Genomic DNA, 15,211 nt, shown 5'->3' with positions numbered 1-15,211 from the left:
CCTTCTTTCTTCACGCGCGCACGCCACCCAAGAACACCGGCGTGGCCGGCGCGGTCGTCATCTCCGGAAGCGACTCGACCCAGAGCTCGGCCTTTCCCGCCCTTGCGAGCTCGGGACCGATGGCCTTCCAGGTCGCCTCCTGGGCCTCGCGCTCGCGTTCGACGTTGGCGAGGTCTTCCATGATCTTTGCGAAGCGTGCGTTCGTGCTCATGCGCGGCTCTTCGGGGCCCCGCCGGCCCGAGTTGCGCCTTTTTTTCCCCCCCCTCGCCCACCCCCAGCCTTTCCGGCTATGCTTTGCGTCCGCATGCCCCGCCCCACCCTCGCCTGGGCCCTTGCCCTCGCCCTCGTGGCCGCCGGTGGCGTGGCCCTCACCGGAAGCGACGTCGAGGCGCAGCCGAAGAAGGGCCAGAAGGTGAAGAAGGTCTGGAAGAACGGGAAGCTGGTCCCGGTCGAGGAGAAGGCCGAGGAGCCGAAGGACGCCCCCAAGACCGAGGCCAAGGACACGAAGGAAGCCAAGGCCGAGGGCGCCAAGGAGTCGAAGACCGAGGGAAAGCCCACGACGGGAGCGCCCTCGGTGCTCGAGACCAAGAGCGAAGGCGACGGTGGCGTGAAGACCTACAAGTTCGGTCCCGTCGAGGTCGAAGGCCGGCTGAAGTCCCCGCAGGTCGTCTACTTCATGCGCCGCGTGCGCGCCGAGTTCGCCGCTGGGGCGCTCGGGCACCGTTCCTTCATGCGCGAGCTGAGCGACACGCGCCGAAGCCCCGCCGTAAAGTAAGAGGTCGTCATGGCACTCCCCGCTGCAGCCCCAGTCATCCTTCGCACCGCCGCGGTGTGGGGCACCACCGTGGTCGCCATGCGCCAGCTCGGCGGGGGCCAGTCGCTGGCGTTCGGCGACTTCAAGGAAGCAACCCTGCCCAAGCCGGACGGTAGCCCGATGCCGGACGTGCCGGTGCGCGCGGTGGCCAGCGGTTGGGAGCTCGACGCGCGGGGCGCCACCGGTGGCGTGGTGTTTCTGCGCGGCCGCCGCGAGAACGCGGCGGACCTGGCTCGGGGCGGCGCGCCCGTGCCGATCGTCGCGGGTGACTTCGGCGTCGTGCAGTACGGGCCGACGTTCAGCGTCTTCTTCCAGTTCGCGAACGCGCCGCCGGCGCTGCGCACCAAGCGCCGCGTCGAGTGGGGGCTGATCTTCGCCTTCATCTTCTCGCTGGTCGCCATCTGCGGCGGTCTGGCGATGATCTGGGCGATCACCACGCCGCCGGCGATCCCGAAGCCGCTCGAGCTCACGAGCGCGGCCGAGCTCGCGGTGCAGTTCAACCTGAAGGACGAGCCCGTCGAACCGGAGAAGCAGACCGGCAAGGAAGACTCCGACAAGGGCCAAGGCATCAAGGACCCCGGCGCCAAAGACAAGAAGGACATGGGCGGGGGCAAGAAGATCAAGGGCGCCGAGGGGCAGCTGGGCAAGCAGGGGCCTGCCGACAAGACCGAGCTGAAGGGCGAGATCAAGAGCAGCCTCGGCGGCATGTCCGACGTGCTGAGCAGCGAGGTCGGCGAGGAAGTGAAGAAGACCCTCGGCACCATCAGCTCCGTCGCGGACGCCCTCGGCGGGCTGCGCTCGGACAACATCGTGCTCGGGCGCGGCAGCGGCACCGGGCTCAAGGGCTCCGGTCCCGGCGGCGGCGGCGACGGTGAGGGTGTGCCCTTCGGCTCGGGGACGCTCGACACGGGCTGGGGCCCGGGCAAGGGCGGCGGCTTCGGTAGCGGCAGCGGTGGCCCCGGGGGCAAGGGCCTGGGCGGCTACGGCAAGGGCGGCAAGGGTGGCGGCGACGGCTCGGGTGACGGCTCCGGCTCGGGCCCGGGCGAGAAGAAGGTCGAGGGCAAGGACGTGCCGAAGCCGGGGCAGGGCCTGACCCCCGCTCAGATCTCGCGCGTGGTGATGTCGCGCTACGGTGCGTTCCGCGCTTGCTACGAAGCAGCGGCCTCGTCGAACCCGAGCATGTCGGGCAGCGTGAGCATCGCGTGGAGCATCTCGGCCGGCGGCTCGGTGGCGGGCGCCAGCGTGGGCAGCTCGTCGCTCGGCAACCCACGCGTCGAGGGCTGCATCGTGCGTCAGTTCAGCCGCCTGAGCTTCCCCTCCGCGGACAAGCCCACGAACGCCAGCTGGACGTTCAGCTTCAAGCCCAGCAAGAAGTGAGCGGAGCCGCCCGCGCCGCCGCGCCTTGGAGCGCTGGCACGCCCGTGGCATAGTTGGGCTTCGGCTTTTCTCTAGGGGTCCGAAAATGCAGAAAATCTCGCTGCTCGTGTCCCGTGCGCTGGGGGGTCTCGCCCCCGTCCGTTGGGGTTTGGCGCCCTCGCGCGGTCTCTTCCTGGGTGCCTTCGCGCTGCTGTCGATGGGCTGCTCGGAGGAGGAAGAGACCCGCACCCTCGAGCCCATTCAGCTCGGCATGACCAAGGGCATGGCTGCCATCTACGAGGGCGACGAGATGAGCATGTACGAGGTCAAGAGGGCGGTCGCCGTCCCGATCAAGGCGCCCACGGCTGCGGAGCAGGACGGCTTGAACGGCGCGCCGGTCGCGCCGTACCCGGCCAAGCCCTGGCTCTTGGCGAGCGACCTCAAGGTTCAGGTGTCGTGGACGCTGACCAACCTGGACGAGGAGACCCACAACGTGGAGCTCTTGCTCGATCCTTGGAACGAGTTCGGTCGCTACTGGCCGGGTCTCAGCGTCACGGACGCGCAGCGTGAAGAGCAGATGCCGAACCTCTCGGGCATCGACATCCTGATGGAGCTGCCAGGCACGAAGAGCGGCCGGCCCTCGCGACGCCACGGCACGTTCACCTACGAAGACATGAAGGAGATGAGCATCGACCTGGCGACGGCGATGAACATCATCCTCACCGCGCCCCCGCCCGACCCCGCCCTCGACGCCGAGGACAATCCAGCGGTGGGTCTGGTCAACCACGCCTTCGCGGTCGAGAACCGCTCCTACAACGACAAGCTCGTGCAGCAGTACATCCCGGGCACGATCGCCGGGCTCACCGGCTTCGATCTGGGGCTCAGGACCTACGAAGAAGCCAACGTCGCCATCGAGATCCTGGTCGAGGTGGTCGATACCGGTAGTGGCAAGGTGGTACAGCGCGACGACAAGGACCCCGTGCTCCCCGAGCCCGCTACGTACATCACCATCGGCAACGGCAGCTACTGACTCCGACGGGTGCTTGACACCGCCCGGGCAAGTGAGAGCCTCGGGCGGTGGATCCGGAGCTCGAGCTCGACGCCGTCGTTCCTGCGATCGGCCGCGCGCTCGAGGCGGTGGGCGCGCGGGTGAGCGCCTCCGGCGACGAGGTCAGCGTCACGCTCGAATCCGACGCCAGCGTGGAGGCGGAGCTGCGGCGGTCCGAAGCGCGCTTTCGCGCCCTGGTCGAGGCCATTCCGGAGCCGGTCTTCATCACCGGGCTCGGCGGCATTTCTTACGGCAACCCGGCCGCCGTGCGGCTGTTCGGCTACGACAGTCTGGAAGAGGCCCTGGGCAAGGATCCGCGCAGCGTGGCGCACCCGGACGACGTGGCACAGCTCGAACAGCGCGCCATGGCGATGCTGGTGGAGCGGCGCACGCTGCCGCCGTTCGAGTACCGAGTGTATCGCCGCGACGGTGAGCTGCTCACCATCGAGGTCAGCTCGATCCCCATCGAATACGAGGGCGCGCCGTCGATCCTGACCTTCGCGCGCGACGCCACCGAGCGCAAGCAGGTGGAGGCCGCGCTCTTGCAGGCGGATCGGCTGGCGGTACTCGGGCTGCTCGCCGGCGGGCTGGCCCACGCCATGAACAACCCGTTGTCCTACGTGCTCGTGGATCTCGAGCAGGCCGAGCGCGCCATCGCCGCGGGGCTCGGCAGCGAGGCGGAGCGCGAGGAGGTGCTGAAGCGCCTGCGCGAGGCTCACGAGGGCGCGCAGCGCATCGCAGAAGTGGTGCGGCGCATGCGCTCGCTGTCGCGCATCGACGACGACCGCCGGACCCCGGTGGACGTTCGCGCGGTGCTCGAGGCCGCGCTGGAGCTGATCGGCAACGAGCTCCGGCACAAGGGCCAGCTGTCGATCGAGCTCGAGGACGCACCGCCCGTGATGGCGAGCCGCGGCCGCCTGGAGCAGGTCTTCTTGAACCTGCTCGCGCACGCGGCGCAGTCGCTGCCGGAGACCGGTGAAGGGCGCGTCGAGCTGGTGATGAGGGGCGACGCCGAGCACGTCGTGGTCGAGGTCTTCGACGACGTGCTCTATCGCGAGCCCAGGGACATGGCGCGGATGCTCGAGCCGTTTCCCACGCCCAAGGAAGGTCTCCGGCGCGCGCTGAGCTTGCCCCTCTGCCGCAGCGTGGTGGAGGGGCTCGGAGGCGAGATGTCCGTGGACGACACGGATCGCGGCATGCGCGTGCGCATCGTGCTGCCTGCGGCGGCGAGCCTGGGAAGCGTCACGTTGCCGGCGCGAGGCTCGTCCAATCCCGCACCGCGGCCCACGGCGACCGCTGCCGTTCGGCTCCTGGTCATCGACGACGACGCGGCGGTGGGCTCGGCGCTGCGCCTGATGCTCGAGCCGGACCACTCGATCACCTGCGTGCGCAAGGCCAGGGAGGCCAACGAGGAGCTCCTCTCCGGAGATCAGTTCGACCTCGTGCTCTGCGACGCGACGTTGGTCAGCGTCGGCGCCGAAGAGCTGGTGGAGACGCTGAGCCGGGAGCGCCCCGAGCTGCTCGCGCGCGTGGTGCTGATGACGGGTGGAGCGCCGGACGAGCGGCAACGCGGCTTGATCGAGCGCGTCGCGGGCCGGCACTTGGACAAGCCCTTCGACGCGGAGCGCGTGCGCGGCCTGATCAGCGCTTGCAAGCCTCACTGAGGCGCGGTGGGCTTGGGCTCGTCGTCGAGCAGGAGCGCGAGCAAGAGCTGCTGGAGCTTCCGCGAGTCGAAGTCGAGCGCGAGGCGCACCGCGTTCGGCTCCACGCTCACCTTTGCCGAGGAGACGGGATCGAGCCGAGCCTCTCGGGTGATGCCCGCGCGCAGCTCGCGCTGGGTCTTCTCGACCCACTCGCCGAGCTCCTTGCAGGTGGAGTCGCTTGGGCACGCAAGCAACAGCGTGGCTCGCGGGACGGGCTCGAGGTCCACCCGGAGCGCACCGGCGCGCACCACGCCCAGCGGCGCGGCCCCGGCTTCGTCTCGGGTCACCCAGCGCTCGAGCCAGCCGGGCCGCGTGACGAAGGTCACGCTCAGCGCACCGTGACCACCCACCGCGTCGCGCAGCGTGGCGTGAGCCTCGTCGCCGAGCAGGGTCGGCCCCCGACCGTCGGCGGCGTCGAGCATGGCGCGGAAGTACGCGCCTTCGCCGACGAGCACCGGTCCGCCGGACCGCACCGCTACCTCCGCGCCGTCGCGGCTGCGGTCACGCACAGAAGAGAACTCGCCGAGCTTGCTCTGGGTCGGCGTGCCGCCGCGTCGCGAGATCACCTTGGCCACGCAGCTCAAGATGCGCTCGGGCTCGAAGTCGCCGGTGGCGACGATCCCCAGGGCGGGCTCGTCCCCTGCCGCAGCCGGTGTGGCGAGGGCCAGCTCCTGGATCTGCTCGGTCGGATCGAAGCCGCACAGCTCGGTGAGGCTCCCGAGACCCGTGAGCTCGCGCCCGCCGCCGGTGATGGCGGAGCCCAGGCCGCTCTGCCGGATCCGAACCAGATCGAAGCGCGCGAGCAGCTGCGCGCCGGGCGGCAGCGCCGCGATGGCGGGTGCCCGCCGCTCGGGCTTGCGCTCCGGCAGAGCGGTCGGCGCGGACGGACGCGTGAACCACCACGCGGCCAAGGCGAGCGAGCCGAGCAGGATCCAGAGCTCGGGGCGCCGCAGGTTCATGCCGGAGCCGCGCTCCTCTTGCCAGCTACTCCCGGAGATCGTCGTGCCGCCGGCCCTCGCCGCGCCGCCTGCCCTCCGGGCGCGGCGGGAAGACGCGACGATCGAGCGGCGAGCGCCGCCCCACCAGCGAGCGGGTTCCCTCGGGCTCGGTGAAGAGCCGCCGCATGCCTTCCACGTCGCTCACTCCCGAGCGCCGGAGCTGCTCGGAGTGGGTGGCGCACAGCGCCACGATGCGATCCCCGACCAGCACGCGGCGCACGCGCCGGGGGTCTTCCTCCAGGGTCGTGAGCTTCGCCAAGGACTCGCAGACTTCGCAGGGGCGCGACATGGGGCCGACGCTGGCTCCGCCCGTGCCGAAGGGCCAAGTTCCTGCGGCCGCGCTTATCGAAGCGCAAGCTCAGCGCTCCGCGCGCCGCGACTCGACCCACGCGATCACTTCCTGCTCCACCGGCCTGCCGAGGAACCGCGACAGCTGCTGGATGCCGGTGGGGCTGGTGACGTTGACCTCGATCAGCTTCTCGCCGATCAGGTCGAGCCCGACGAACCACAGGCCGTGCGCGCGGAGCCGCGCTCCCACCTCGCGCACCAGCTGATCTTCAGCCGGCGTCAGCTCCGTGGGCTGCGCGTTCCCGCCGACGTGGATGTTGGCGCGGAAGTCGTCGGCGCGCGGCACGCGCAGGATGGCGCCGAGCGGCTCGCCGTCGAGCACCAGCACGCGTTTGTCGCCCGCCACCACGTCCGGCAGAAACTCCTGCACCAGCGCCAGCTCCTGGCCCTCGCGCGTGAGCAGATCCGCGAGCGCTCGCGCGTTGCGGTCGCCGGTGCTCAGGGTCACGACGCCCACGCCGCCGGCGCCGTCCAGCGGCTTCAGCACCGCGCGGTCGCCCACCGACTTGACGAACTCCAGGATGCGCGCCGGATCCGAGCTCACCAGCGAGCGTGGCATGTGCGACGCGAAGTGGAACGCGAACAGCTTTTCGTTCGCGTCCCGCAGGCCCCGGGGGTCGTTGACCACCAGTGTGCGGCCCTTCACCAGGTCGAGCTGCTGCGTGAGGTGGGCGTAGGCGGGGTCGAAGGGCGGGTCCTTGCGGATGAAGACCGCGTCCAGGCCCGCCAGCTCCACCTCCTCCGCTGCGCCCATCTGCACGTGAGGCGGCTGGTCCGACACGGCGATCGGTCGGGCCAAGGCGCGCACCTCGGCGCCGTAGTTCATCAGCTCGCGCGGCTCGCAGTGCAGGCACTCGTGGCCGCGGGCCCGGGCCGCGCGCATGAACGCGAAGCTCGTGTCCTTGTCCGGGAGCATCTTCTCGGCTGGATCCATCACGAACAGGAAGCGCACGGCGATCGTCCCTTTGCAGACTGGCCGCGGGATCGTATCAGACAAGGGGTGAGCGTGCGTCGCGGGGTTTCGCTTTCGCTGGGCCTTCTCTGGGCGGTCGTGCTGGTGCTCGCGGCGCCGCGCGCCCCGGCTCAGCGCGCTGCTCGCGCGGCGGCCGCCACGGAGAACGAGCTCGCGACGCGGGAGGCGCTGGCGCAAATGCGCGCCGGCGGCAACGCCGTGGACGCAGCGGTCACGGCCGCGCTGGTGGCCGGCGTGGCCAGCCCGACGTCGAGCGGCATCGGCGGCGGCGGCTTCGCGCTGGTCTGGATGGCCGCCGACAAGAAGGTGACCACGCTCGACTTCCGCGAGACCGCGCCGAAGGGCGTGGACGCGCCGGCGTTCGAGAAGCGACCGCTGCCGCCGGCGGAGCGCGCCAAGCTCACCGGCGTGCCGGGTGAGGTCGCGGGGCTGTTCGAGCTGCACCGCCGTCACGGCAAGCGCAGCTGGAAGGAGGTGGTCGAGCCGGCGGTGCGCGTGGCGAAGAACGGCTTCGCGGTGAACCCGCACCTCGGGGCGATGCTCAAGGGCTCCGAGAAGGATCTGAAGGCGGACGCCGGCATCGGCGCGCTCTTCTACCCCGGGGGCAAGCCGGCGGCGGTCGGCGCGCTGGTGAAGAACGAGAAGCTCTCGGCCACGCTCGCGAAGATCGCGGCCGAGGGTCCGCCGGGCTTCTACCAGGGCGCGGTCTCCGCGGATCTGGTGGCGGCGGCGCGCGCGCACGGCGGCGCGCTGACCCAGGCCGATCTCGACGCCTACAAGCCCGTCGAGCGCAACGCCATCAAGGTGAGCTGGGAAGGCCACGACGTCTACACCATGCCGGCGCCGTCCGCCGGCGGGATGCTGCTCGCGCAGGTGCTCAGGCTCTTCCCCAAGGCGGAGCTCGTGAAGCACGGCTACCAGAGCGGCGTGTACCAGCACGTCCTGGCCGAGGGCATGCGCGGCGCCGTCGCCGATCGCATGCGCTACCTGAGCGACCCGGACCAGCAGAAGGTCGATCTCGACGGGCTGATCGGCGAGAAGCGCTTGGCCGCCCGCAAGAAGACCATCGCGCTCGACCGCACGCACGCCATCCCGCGCTTCGGCCTGGAGGAGCACGGCACCCATCACCTGGTGACCGCCGACGCAGCAGGGAACGTCGTCTCCCTCACCACCACCGTGAACCGCGTCTTCGGCACCAAGCTCACCGGCAGCGCGAGTGGAGTGGTCCTGAACGACGAGCTCGACGACTTCACCAAGCAGAAGGACGTCGCGCCCTTCGGCATGAAGGAGAGCCCCAACCGTCCCCGACCCGGCGCGCGGCCCGTCTCCAGCATGACGCCCACGCTGGTGGTCAAGGACGGCCAGGTGGTGCTGGCCCTGGGCGGCTCCGGCGGCACCACCATCGGCACCAACGTGACCCAGCTCCTGCTCGGTCGCCTGGCCTTTGGCAAATCACCCGCGGAATTGGTCAAGAGCCCGCGCTTCTACATCCCGACCCAGGGCTCCAGCATCCTGCTCGAGAAAGGCGCCGCGCCGAGCCTGATCGAGGATCTGAAGTGGCGCGGCGAGGTCGTGGGCACCATGCCCTTCACCTCCAGCGGCGTGCAGATGATCGCCATCGAGAATGGCCGCAAGCTGCCCGCCTCGGATCCGCGCAAGCACGGCAGCGCGAAGGCGGAGTGAATGACGAGGAGAGCCTTGGCCGCGGTCGCCCTCGCCGCCGCGTGCGCGTGCTCGGGGAAGACCGAGACTGGGGACGAGTCTGCCTGCGAGAAGATCGTTCAGCAGATCTGCGCGAAGTGGATTCAGGACATGGGGCCGGACTCCGGGAAGGAGCCCTGCGACCCACCCGCCACGTCCCCGACCGACTTCACCGTGGCTTGCAAGAAGGCCGACGAGAAGTGCTCGGCGCCGGCAGCGTCGATCGCGTGTCCATCGCCGTAGGGGGTTCGCTCACTGTCGTTGCTTACGCCCGTTACGCCTCTTCGTAGGCTCGCTCGAGGGCCGCAACGTCGAGCTTCACCATCGTCATCATGGCCTCCATCACGGCCTTCACTCTCCTGGCATCCTCGTCGCGGATCAGCTCGATGAATCGCCGTGGAACGATCTGCCACGAGAGGCCGAACTGATCCTTGATCCAGCCGCACTGGGTAGGCGTTGCCCCGGCCTTGACCAGCTTGTCCCAATACTCGTCGACTTCGGCCTGGTCCTCGCAGTCGACGTAGAGCGAGAGGCCTTCGGAGAACGTGAAGTACGGGCCCCCGTTGTAGCCCATGAAGACTTGACCACCGACGACGAACTCGGCGGAGGTGATCGGACCGTCCTTGCCGGTGCGGGCGACGTTCCTGATTTCGGAGCCCGGGAAGGTGGCGGTGTAGAACTCCATGGCCGCCTCGAGCTGATCGTTGAACATCAGGAACGGTGTCACCTTGCTCATCGGAGATCCTCCTTCGTCGCGAGCGATGGTAACCGAATGCCAATCGCCTGGCTCATGGAGCCGCGCTCCGGCGAGCGCTCGGCGCAATACGGGCGCTGCGGCGGACTGCGCTCACGGGACGCACAGACCGGTCTGGCAGCTCTGAGAGCAACACTCCTTCCAACCGAAGCAGCTCTGCCCGTTCGGTTTGCACGGCGGAGCCGAACCGACGCAGAAGCCAGCCTGACACTTCTCCGAGCAGCAGGTGCTCCAGCTCGCGCACGGGGCACCGCCGGGGTAGCAGAACCCGGCCTCGAAATCGTGATGGCACTTGCCGGCCAGGCACTCCTGGTAGCAGCACTGCCCATCGCTGCTGCACGAATCGCCGAGCCCCTTGCACACTCCGGCGTCGACCGCTGACTTGTTGGACACGCAGAACGCCGAGCAGCAATCGGCGTCGCCCCAGCACCACGCGCCGTTGCCGGCGCACACGCCTGCGTCGGGCGACGCCTGGCAGACGCCCTGGAAGCAGCCACCCGTGCAACACTCGGTCGGGCTCGAGCAGGACGCGCCGACGGGCTTGCAGAAGATGCCTCCTTCGGGCCCGCACACGCCGCCGGAGCAAGACCCTGTGCAGCACTGCCACGGGAAGCTGCACAGCTGCCCATCGACCTGGCAGCCGCCGCCGTCGTAGCCGCAGACGCCGGCGTTGCAGGTCGCGGAACAGCACTCCCACCCGGCATTGCAGTAGTCGCCGTCGAGCTTGCAGCCGGCCTCGCCGCTCCAGCCGCAGAGGCCGTTGGCGCAGACCCCGGCGCAGCACTCCCACGATCCAATGCAGGCTAGACCGTCGTACTTGCAGTAGACGTCGGGCGGTCCACCCTCCGAGAGCCCGCAGACGCCACCGGTGCACGCGCCCGCGCAACACTCCGACGCCCAGCTGCAGAGCTGGCCGTCGTACTTGCAGACTGCCCCCTCGAACGGGGCGCAGACGCCTCCTGAGCAGAAGCCCGTGCAGCACGAATAGTCCGCGGCGCACGGCGCACCGAGCGGCTCGCACGTGACGACGTCCGGGGCGCCAAATTGGCAGACGCCATAGGCGCATGCGGAAGAGCAGCAGTCCGAGTAGCTGGAGCACGCCGCACCAGCGGGCGAGCACGACCCGGTGCCCCCCACGCTGACGTCGCTCGCCGCGCTGCCGCCGCCGCCATCGGGACTGCCCGCCTGTCCGCCGCTTCCCGCTTCCGAGTCCGAGTCCGAAGTGCCGCCGCAGCCATTGGGCAGGACGACAGGGGCGGAGACCAAGAAACCCAAGGAGACCAGTAGTCGCCGCACGCCCAAAGACTACGCCCTCGACCGGACTGTGACCTGGTGCGCTGGACGCGATACGGCGTTCGGTGGCTGGTGCGGCGCTCCTGTGAGAGGCCTGCACCGTGCTCCCGTCTCTTCGGCGGCGACCAGTAGTCGGGGAGCGCCCTCTAGGTTGGCCGCTCGCCGGTGTGTTCGACGAGGTCATGCAATGCCCCGGGAGTCTGTCCAACGAACGGCGTTCACCCGCGAACGCCAGACTCCAAGACGACAGAGCGCGAGGCGCTACTCACGCGGGCGCGTGCCGCTGAACAATGGGCGCCCGCGGTAGCGGAACGGACGGTGGGGCAAGGCCAGACCGGCGTTCGGCGGGTGGAACGTCGAGTTAGACAGCGGCGCGTGCTAGATGGCGAAAATTCGAATTTGCTTGAAGGGCGAAGCAAGCCGCCGCATGTCCGAGGGGTTTCCGGTCGCGATCACGGAAGCGTCGAAGAGTAGCGCGGTTGCCACGACGAACGCGTCCACAGCGTGGGCGGAGGAGAGCTTGGCGCGTCCTAGCAGATGGCCTGCCCGCTTGGCGACCGTCTGGGTAAGGTCACAAACGACGATCCCCCGAGAGGCGAGGAGGTGGTCAATGGGAGGGTCGTACCGAGGGCCTCGGCACACTTCAGCGAGTACGGGTGCGGGGACGCGGACGAGCGCGCCACGTTCATACGCCACGGTGAGGATGGCTCGGGCTCTCTCCGCCAGCACGCCGCGCTCGGTCGCATTTGCCAGCGCGTTGACCGCCTCCGAATCCAGAATCAGCGCTTCGGCCATGCTCTGCGAGCGCTGGAGAGGGTTGCCTTCGGGAGCGAGCCGAGGTCCCGATCGAGCTCAACCAAGAACGCCCCGAGTTGTTCGCGCTCAAGCTCGTGCGCGATGGCACGCGCAACGAACCCCGAAAGCCCGCGAGGCCCGACCCGTCGCCGTACCGCCTTCGCCAGGTCGCTAGGGACGCTCACTGAGAGCTTGGCTGCAGCTGTCTCCGCCACAGGTGATTCCTACCAGAGTAGGATTCGCCATGCAAGTCGCCACAGGGGCCTCTGTCGTCCCCTTCGTCGGTCTAAGGAGACACACCTTCACCCGCGAACGCCGAGCGTCAAGTCGTCAGTCGGCAAGGCGCCGCAGAGGCGGGCGAGTGCCGCATCACAATGGTCGCCCGCCGGAGCGGAACGGACGGTGAAACTCGGCATGGCCGGCGTTCGGCGGGTGCAACGTCGAGTTAGCCAGCGTTGAAAATCGACGGTGAAGGTCCGTGCTTCGTCGGATCCTGACGGTGAAACGGGCGACAGCGTGATGGACCGCGAGCAGCGCCGGTACGGTACTGGCGGCACCGCCACCAGCGGCAAGACCTCCGGGCTGATAGAGACGCGTGGGAACGCGTAAGGGACGTTCGCCTTCAACCGCGGGCAAGGCGCCGTGGGTCGGCGGCGCTGCATGACAGCGCGCAAAAGTGCGGCTGGATAACGGGATGTTAGCGGGCACCTGAAAGCGCGGAATTCTGGGCGTCCCGCCCCGGCGACGTAGTTGGCCCTTCCGCGTGAGCCGCCGGACGATCCGCACCACCGGCGGGCGCGTGCCGCATCAGTGTGTCGCCCGCGGGCGCGGAACGGACGGTGAAACTCGCTATGGCCGGCGTTCGGCGGGTGGAACGGCAGTTATGCAGCTTGGGGAATGCGTCTGTCCGGCGCCGGGTTGACGCCATCAGTGTTTGCCCCCGCGCGCCTTATGCTGTGCTGCTCAGTTCCGACTCTTGCCCTCGCCGCAAGCACACCAGTCGACCTGGCAAATCCGCCGACGTCCTTCGAATCGCCGGGGGAGTCCGCGCGCCTCGTCTTCGAGCACACGGAGCGGCGTGCTCGCCGGTGCGGAGACGGCCGCAGCGACAACTGCTGGCCTTCCTACCTTCGCCAGCCGATCGTCACCGCGCTCCAACTCGAGGCCGTACCAATTCCCGCTCCGCGGCTCGGGCAGAAGGACGTTCGTCGACCCAAGGCCATCAGCATTCCCGCGGGCCGTGCTCCCAGTCGTGCGGAGCTCCGGCTCGCTCCCGGTACCTGGGAGCTTCGAGTCCACCGCGGGCGCACACGGCGCATTGGTCTGCAAGGCGGTGACGCACTCAGTCTCGAAGTATGGACGCTCATCGGCATGTGCGTGCGCAGCGAGCGGACTTGCCTCTTTCAGCGTGACTTCATGTGGCGCTGGATCCAGCCCCCATGACCGCGCACTGCATAACTGGCCGTTGCACCCGCCGAACGCCGGTAGTGGCGAGTTTCACCGTCCGTTCCGCTTCCGCGGGCGGGAATCGATCTGGTTGCACGCCCGGGTGATCATCCAGCACCGCCCGGCGGCCTGCAACCGCCACCACGGCTGAGGTTGCGCCGGCCGAGTTCGCCCACACTGCGGAGCACGAGACAGGCGGGGCGTTGGTGATCTTGCGTGAGCGTTTTCGGTCGGAAAACAGCGGTATAACGAACGGCGTTCACCCGCGAACGCCGGAGATCATCGTACCAGATCGCGTGGCGCAGTAGAGCGGGCGCAATGCCGCAGACAGAGAGAGCGCCCGCGACGCGGAACGCACGGTGAAGCCGGCGAGGCCGGCGTTCGGCGGGTGGAACGGCCAGTTGCAACGTGCGGCGCAAGCGTCTCTAGTCTCCATCGACACGGACGATCCGCATCACCGTGCTGGCGCGAAGTTCGCACGAGTGGTCGGCCATGAAAACGCACGTGCCGAGGAGGGTAATGATGCCTAGCGCATGGTCTTCGCCGTCCTTGAGGGAGAGTCGCCTTGGCGAAGAAGCTGGCGTTTCAACGTCCCAAAGTCCCGGAGCGAGTCGGAGCCGTGCAACGGCGAGCTTCTCGCTGGCCGTGAGGGTCAACGATACGGGTTGGCGCAGGTCCTTTGTTCCGGGCCGCGGCACCGAGACCGGAAGGAAGCGCAGGGTCAGGGCTGTCGTACGGGAATCTGCGCGTTTGGCCCAGCAGAAGTCTCTGCGTAACGAGCAGCCAACAGTGCGCTTTTCTTGGTGGAAGACCTCGATGTTCGAACCCGGCGCGTCCGGCTCAAGAGAGTTGGGCGGATCTGTAACGGGGACTACGAACGGAGCGAGGACGGCAAGCAAAGTCGGACGCACGCAGGGCAACCACCGATCCGCTACCGACATTCCGCTCCGCAGCGGGCGGCAGCGCGTGCAGGGGCTTGCATAACGAATTGGCGTTCACCCGCGAACGCCGGCTCCAGAGTTTAACAGAGAGCGAGGCGCTGCAGCGGCGGGCGAGCGCCGAAGACAGTGTCTTCGCCCGCCGGCGCGGAACGGACGGTGAAGCGAGCCATGGCCGGCGTTCGGCGGGTGAAACGCCCAGTTATGCAACGGAGGGCACTGTGGTTCTGGTTGGGACAGTTGCCTGCTCGCGGCGGAGCGCGACGTCGCGAGCTCGGAGCTCGGCCGCGACGCGGGACTCTTCGTGGGCACGACAGGCCGCATGGCGCGTGGGGTCGCGGATGCAGCGCGTCGTCAGTCGCCATCGCGTCGAGAGCGATCACGGTCGGGGCTCGGCGAGACGCGTGGGTACGCGTGAGAGGCTTCCGTCGTCATCAGTGCGCACGGCGGTTGGGGCTTGGAAGCGCTGCCCACAAGCGAAGGTGCGACGGTTGAATACCATTATGCCGCGAAGCGTCCTCGCGGACCTCCACGATCACAACCCCGCCCCTCCGTTATGCGTGGCTGGATAACCAGGCGACCCGGAACCGCGATCCTCTGTCTTGTCGCGCACTTCGCTTGCGCGGCCTTGGCATTATGCGGAACTCGATAGCGCATCGCGGACTCGCGCCAGCGCCTCCGGCAGCGCGCGCATCACCAGGCCGGCGTCGATGCGCAGCACCCGGTAGCCCATCTTCGCGAGCTTGCGGTCGCGCCGGGCGTCCGCGGTGGCGCGCCTTCGGTGGTAGCCGCCGTCCACCTCGATGACGAGCCGCGCCGAAGGCACGACGAAGTCGGCGATGAATTCGCCGAGCACCACCTGGCGGCGGACCTCGACCCCGAGCTTGCCGGCCCGGAGCTCGCGCCACAGCGCCGCCTCCGACCGGGTGGGCGCCGCCCGCATGCCGGCGGCGCGCGCGGACATGAGCTCTTGGCGACGAAGCTGAGCGAGTTGGCGAGCGGACATGGGTTCCTCCGAGGCCCGGCGTGGTGGGAGGGCTTCGC

The 15,211-nt window shown here is 69.1% G+C and carries 14 protein-coding genes; 6 read left to right on the top strand and 8 right to left on the bottom strand.

Features of this window, described 5'->3' with window-relative positions; all coding sequences use genetic code 11:
* Positions 1 to 10 precede the first annotated feature (10 nt).
* Positions 11 to 211 (bottom strand): hypothetical protein, encoded by a 201-nt coding sequence (locus HS104_23320; protein MBE7482895.1) that lies wholly within the window; start codon positions 209 to 211, stop codon positions 11 to 13.
* A gap of 93 nt (positions 212 to 304) precedes the next feature.
* Between HS104_23320 and HS104_23315 the strand changes: the two genes are divergently transcribed.
* The 4 genes from HS104_23315 to HS104_23300 all read left to right on the top strand — a co-directional run bounded on the left by HS104_23315 (position 305) and on the right by HS104_23300 (position 4,882).
* Positions 305 to 775: a hypothetical protein gene (locus HS104_23315; GenBank protein MBE7482894.1), complete on the top strand. Its 471-nt coding sequence runs from the start codon at positions 305 to 307 to the stop codon at positions 773 to 775.
* A gap of 9 nt (positions 776 to 784) precedes the next feature.
* Complete coding sequence (locus HS104_23310; GenBank protein MBE7482893.1) at positions 785 to 2,191, top strand: AgmX/PglI C-terminal domain-containing protein; 1,407 nt, start codon at positions 785 to 787, stop codon at positions 2,189 to 2,191.
* An 85-nt stretch (positions 2,192 to 2,276) separates the two neighbouring features.
* Positions 2,277 to 3,200 carry a hypothetical protein gene (locus HS104_23305; GenBank protein MBE7482892.1) on the top strand — a complete coding sequence of 308 codons (924 nt, stop codon included), beginning with the start codon at positions 2,277 to 2,279 and terminating at the stop codon, positions 3,198 to 3,200.
* Between the two features lie 47 nt (positions 3,201 to 3,247).
* Complete coding sequence (locus tag HS104_23300; GenBank protein ID MBE7482891.1) at positions 3,248 to 4,882, top strand: PAS domain S-box protein; 1,635 nt, start codon at positions 3,248 to 3,250, stop codon at positions 4,880 to 4,882.
* Here HS104_23300 and HS104_23295 read toward each other — a convergent pair.
* The 3 genes from HS104_23295 to gshB form a co-directional block, all read right to left on the bottom strand.
* Positions 4,876 to 5,880 carry a hypothetical protein gene (locus HS104_23295; protein MBE7482890.1) on the bottom strand — a complete coding sequence of 335 codons (1,005 nt, stop codon included), beginning with the start codon at positions 5,878 to 5,880 and terminating at the stop codon, positions 4,876 to 4,878. The two genes, HS104_23300 and HS104_23295, sit on opposite strands and share 7 nt — an antisense overlap.
* A 25-nt stretch (positions 5,881 to 5,905) precedes the next feature.
* Positions 5,906 to 6,208 carry a hypothetical protein gene (locus HS104_23290; GenBank protein MBE7482889.1) on the bottom strand — a complete coding sequence of 101 codons (303 nt, stop codon included), beginning with the start codon at positions 6,206 to 6,208 and terminating at the stop codon, positions 5,906 to 5,908.
* Positions 6,209 to 6,277: 69 nt separating this feature from the next.
* Entirely contained in the window at positions 6,278 to 7,219 is a 942-nt protein-coding gene (gene gshB, locus HS104_23285; GenBank protein MBE7482888.1) for a glutathione synthase, read from the bottom strand.
* Between the two features lie 54 nt (positions 7,220 to 7,273).
* On the opposite strand from gshB, the gene ggt reads away from it, so the two are divergent.
* Positions 7,274 to 8,923, top strand: a complete 1,650-nt coding sequence (gene ggt / locus HS104_23280; GenBank protein ID MBE7482887.1) for a gamma-glutamyltransferase — start codon at positions 7,274 to 7,276, stop codon at positions 8,921 to 8,923.
* Positions 8,924 to 9,184: a hypothetical protein gene (locus tag HS104_23275; GenBank protein ID MBE7482886.1), complete on the top strand. Its 261-nt coding sequence runs from the start codon at positions 8,924 to 8,926 to the stop codon at positions 9,182 to 9,184. It begins immediately after the preceding gene.
* 31 nt (positions 9,185 to 9,215) lie between these two features.
* Here HS104_23275 and HS104_23270 read toward each other — a convergent pair whose 3' ends face one another.
* The 4 genes from HS104_23270 to HS104_23255 form a co-directional block, all read right to left on the bottom strand.
* The gene (locus tag HS104_23270; protein ID MBE7482885.1) at positions 9,216 to 9,677 is read right to left on the bottom strand and encodes a VOC family protein; all 462 of its coding nucleotides are present in this window, start codon (positions 9,675 to 9,677) and stop codon (positions 9,216 to 9,218) included.
* Between the two features lie 111 nt (positions 9,678 to 9,788).
* Positions 9,789 to 10,991 (bottom strand): hypothetical protein, encoded by a 1,203-nt coding sequence (locus HS104_23265; protein MBE7482884.1) that lies wholly within the window; start codon positions 10,989 to 10,991, stop codon positions 9,789 to 9,791.
* A gap of 375 nt (positions 10,992 to 11,366) precedes the next feature.
* Complete coding sequence (locus tag HS104_23260; GenBank protein ID MBE7482883.1) at positions 11,367 to 11,783, bottom strand: PIN domain-containing protein; 417 nt, start codon at positions 11,781 to 11,783, stop codon at positions 11,367 to 11,369.
* Between the two features lie 3,018 nt (positions 11,784 to 14,801).
* Positions 14,802 to 15,131 (bottom strand): DUF559 domain-containing protein, encoded by a 330-nt coding sequence (locus HS104_23255; GenBank protein ID MBE7482882.1) that lies wholly within the window; start codon positions 15,129 to 15,131, stop codon positions 14,802 to 14,804.
* Between the last annotated feature and the right edge of the window lie 80 nt (positions 15,132 to 15,211).

The organism is Polyangiaceae bacterium, from assembly GCA_015075635.1.
GTDB lineage: Bacteria > Myxococcota_A > Polyangia > Polyangiales > Polyangiaceae > JADJKB01.
Note: the sequence above shows the minus strand (reverse complement) of the source record. Positions and strands in the feature narration are given on the sequence as shown.

What these genes read in the sequence shown, in the direction of transcription:
- HS104_23320 (MBE7482895.1), bottom strand. Translation starts at nt 211, where the DNA reads ATGAGCACGAACGCACGCTTCGCAAAGATCATGGAAGACCTCGCCAAC.
- HS104_23315 (MBE7482894.1), top strand. Translation starts at nt 305, where the DNA reads ATGCCCCGCCCCACCCTCGCCTGGGCCCTTGCCCTCGCCCTCGTGGCC.
- HS104_23310 (MBE7482893.1), top strand. Translation starts at nt 785, where the DNA reads ATGGCACTCCCCGCTGCAGCCCCAGTCATCCTTCGCACCGCCGCGGTG.
- HS104_23305 (MBE7482892.1), top strand. Translation starts at nt 2,277, where the DNA reads ATGCAGAAAATCTCGCTGCTCGTGTCCCGTGCGCTGGGGGGTCTCGCC.
- HS104_23295 (MBE7482890.1), bottom strand. Translation starts at nt 5,880, where the DNA reads ATGAACCTGCGGCGCCCCGAGCTCTGGATCCTGCTCGGCTCGCTCGCC.
- HS104_23290 (MBE7482889.1), bottom strand. Translation starts at nt 6,208, where the DNA reads ATGTCGCGCCCCTGCGAAGTCTGCGAGTCCTTGGCGAAGCTCACGACC.
- HS104_23275 (MBE7482886.1), top strand. Translation starts at nt 8,924, where the DNA reads ATGACGAGGAGAGCCTTGGCCGCGGTCGCCCTCGCCGCCGCGTGCGCG.
- HS104_23270 (MBE7482885.1), bottom strand. Translation starts at nt 9,677, where the DNA reads ATGAGCAAGGTGACACCGTTCCTGATGTTCAACGATCAGCTCGAGGCG.
- HS104_23260 (MBE7482883.1), bottom strand. Translation starts at nt 11,783, where the DNA reads ATGGCCGAAGCGCTGATTCTGGATTCGGAGGCGGTCAACGCGCTGGCA.
- HS104_23255 (MBE7482882.1), bottom strand. Translation starts at nt 15,131, where the DNA reads ATGTCCGCGCGCGCCGCCGGCATGCGGGCGGCGCCCACCCGGTCGGAG.